This window comes from Haloferax sp. s1 (assembly GCF_058382125.1).
This window is the reverse complement of sequence record NZ_JBZRPK010000260.1, coordinates 1-2,489: the sequence shown is the minus strand read 5'-3', so window position 1 is coordinate 2,489 and position 2,489 is coordinate 1. Positions and strand designations below refer to the sequence as shown.

Annotated in this window: 5 protein-coding genes; 3 read left to right on the top strand and 2 right to left on the bottom strand. The window is 62.3% G+C overall.

Translation table 11 applies throughout. From position 1 onward, the window contains the following. Positions 1 to 463, bottom strand: a 463-nt coding sequence (locus QT222_RS02500; RefSeq protein WP_491476197.1) for a GNAT family N-acetyltransferase, incomplete at its 3' end; no start/stop codon positions are given. 129 nt (positions 464 to 592) lie between these two features. On the opposite strand from QT222_RS02500, the gene QT222_RS02495 reads away from it, so the two are divergent. From QT222_RS02495 to QT222_RS02485, 3 genes are all read left to right on the top strand, one after another. Beyond that, positions 593 to 823, top strand: a complete 231-nt coding sequence (locus tag QT222_RS02495; protein ID WP_004059775.1) for a DUF7996 family protein — start codon at positions 593 to 595, stop codon at positions 821 to 823. A 136-nt stretch (positions 824 to 959) separates the two neighbouring features. Then, the gene (locus tag QT222_RS02490; protein ID WP_004059776.1) at positions 960 to 1,211 is read left to right on the top strand and encodes a DUF8006 family protein; all 252 of its coding nucleotides are present in this window, start codon (positions 960 to 962) and stop codon (positions 1,209 to 1,211) included. Positions 1,212 to 1,298: 87 nt separating this feature from the next. Then, positions 1,299 to 1,829, top strand: a complete 531-nt coding sequence (locus QT222_RS02485; protein ID WP_004059777.1) for a DUF5815 family protein — start codon at positions 1,299 to 1,301, stop codon at positions 1,827 to 1,829. Positions 1,830 to 1,948: 119 nt separating this feature from the next. On the opposite strand, the gene QT222_RS02480 is transcribed toward QT222_RS02485, so the two are convergent. Further along, positions 1,949 to 2,489, bottom strand: a 541-nt coding sequence (locus QT222_RS02480; RefSeq protein ID WP_491476196.1) for a S66 peptidase family protein, incomplete at its 5' end; no start/stop codon positions are given.

Genomic DNA, 2,489 nt, shown 5'->3' with positions numbered 1-2,489 from the left:
CGACTGCCGCGAGGTCATCCGGTGGGACGGGCGTCTGCGCGTAGTTGTTCGTCGTCGCCCCCCCGAACCGGCGGTAGAACGCGTACTTGAACGGCCACAGCGCCGAGAGATAGCGACCGCTACCGCGGAACTCGACGAGGAGTGCGTCGAGCATCGCGGCAATGTGTCCCTGGCGGCGCGCTTCCGGCGGCGATGCGACCGCCGAGATGCCGGGAAGTGGGTGCCACTCGTCGCGGACGCGCGCCGTGAAGTCGTAGAAGGCGCAGACGGTCACGAGGTCTGCTGAGTCGAGGTCCGCCGCTGGTGTGTCGGGTGGTGCGTCGTAGAACCCTCTGGGGTGGTATATCTCGGGGTCGGGGATTCGGTCGTCGTCCCAGTTAGGGCCTTCTTGCGGACGGAAGGCGTAATTGAGAAATTCGCCGTACGTCTCGCGGTGTTCTTCGGGAAGGAAACGAAGATGCATAATCGCGGTGCGTCGGCGGGTGGTATATGCTTTGGGTGGCTCTCGACCGCAGTCGGGCGATTCCGGTTGTCTGGGTGACGTCCTCAACGAACCGTACGATTCACGTCCCCACGGCCCTGACACCAGTACATGAGCGAGACGCAGGAGTCGTTTTTCACGCGAGGGAACCTCTTTCTCATCGCCGTCGTGACGCTCGGGGTCATTCTCCCGGGCGTCGCGCGCTGGTACCTCGGGAACGCGGGCTACACGAACCTCGGGATGATTGTGTTCGCCCTCGGCTACGCCGGCATGGTGTTCATCGTCTGGTTCGGCTGGATTCGACCGCTCGACATCACCGGTCCAAAAGAGCAGAATCCCTGACGACCTGATGGCGACGTAATTCCGTGCCGAGACCACTCCAACCGGGAATGCCCCTATATGATGGGTCGTGGACACGCGTCTCCAGCGAGAATAACGGAACTTTGATAGTCGATTCGAACCGACCGAGAAAACAAGAATGCTTCCCCTTCAGCTCATAGACACCTTCCTGCTCGACTACAACATCGGGCAGGCGCTGTTGCTCGTGTTCATTCTGTCGACGGTCGGAGCACTGCCGCTGAAGTCCCGTCGTATCATCGGTATCAACACCGTCATCTTCGGGCTCATCTTCCTGTTGACGCCGGTGACGCTGGCCAAGCCGCACTACCTCTTTTTCGGCGTCACGCTGCTCATCGTCGGTCCCATCCTCTACGTTACGGGCCGCCGCTGACCGACGCATCGACACCGACCGACCAATTCTCCGCCGCCGATTCGGAAGAACGCGACGTTTAAACGGCGAGAACCGCAACCCACGGGTATGTCTGAACCGCGCGTTCCCGGCGGTCGCGGGGCCGTCTTGGAGTTGCCCTGTGGCGAAGAAAAGCGCGTCCGGGAACTCGACTTGGGCAAACGAGAGTTCGACTGCCCCTGTGGCGACACGCACGCCGTCGTCATGGACGCGCACCCACCGGACCGATTCATTCCCGAATTCCTCGTCGAAATCCTTCAGGAGACGATTGAAACGACGAGCGAGGATATGCCCGAGTTCGGCACGGCGCACCTCATGGGAATCGTCCTCGAAGAGTTCCCCGAAGCCGTCATCTCCGAAGATGTCTCCGATGACGGCGAAGTCGGCGCGGGCATCGTCTGGGTGACCGACTTCGATTCTCGAAGGCTCCACGAGATTATCGTCGAACTCGTCGTCGAACTCATGGAACACGCCGTGAGCCACGCCGACGACGACAGCGTCGTCTCCGAGTTCGAATCGAAGATGCTCGAGTTCGACGTGAGCGAGTTCGTCGAACAGTACCGCGCCCAGCGCGACCTCGACCCAGAACCGTACATGTGACGCGTGGATGCGCGCGGTCATCCCCCGCGTGACGCACGCGTCGTTTCCGGGTGATGTGCGCGCCTCTGTCCGGGTGATGTGCACGCCTCTGTCCGGGTGATGTGCGCGCCTCTGTTTTGCTACTCGATTCGAATCCGACCCACAGTCGGGTCCAGCGTCGCCTTCGCGCCCAATGGAAGCGGGACGTTCGGGTCTGCGTGGCCGAATTCGACGTCGAACACCGCCGTCGCGTCGGGGTTGTACTCGCCGAGAACCGACAGCACTTCTTCGCGGAGTTGCTCGCCGTAGTCCGCGGGTGGCTCCCACTCTAACCCCGGTGAGTGCGTTCGGGGTCGTCCCATCACGAGACCGTCGAACCGTTCGAGGAGACCGCGCTCGCCCATCGCCCGAAGCGTGTAGCGGATCTCACGGGGGAGTGGGACGTCCTCCGACGTTTCCAGTGCGAGAATCGCCCCATCGAGTTCGTCGAGGGAGGGGAGATAGTGGTCGGTCTGGAGGTGCCACTTCACGATGCTGAAATTACCTCCCCAGAGCCGCCCAGTCACGCGCGCTTCACCGTGCCACGTCCGGCCCGGATTGTCACGCCACTCACGTGGCTCTCCAGTGTCGAAATCGAACCACTCGTCGGTCCACTCGGGAGTCGGTTCGACGACCCCGAGC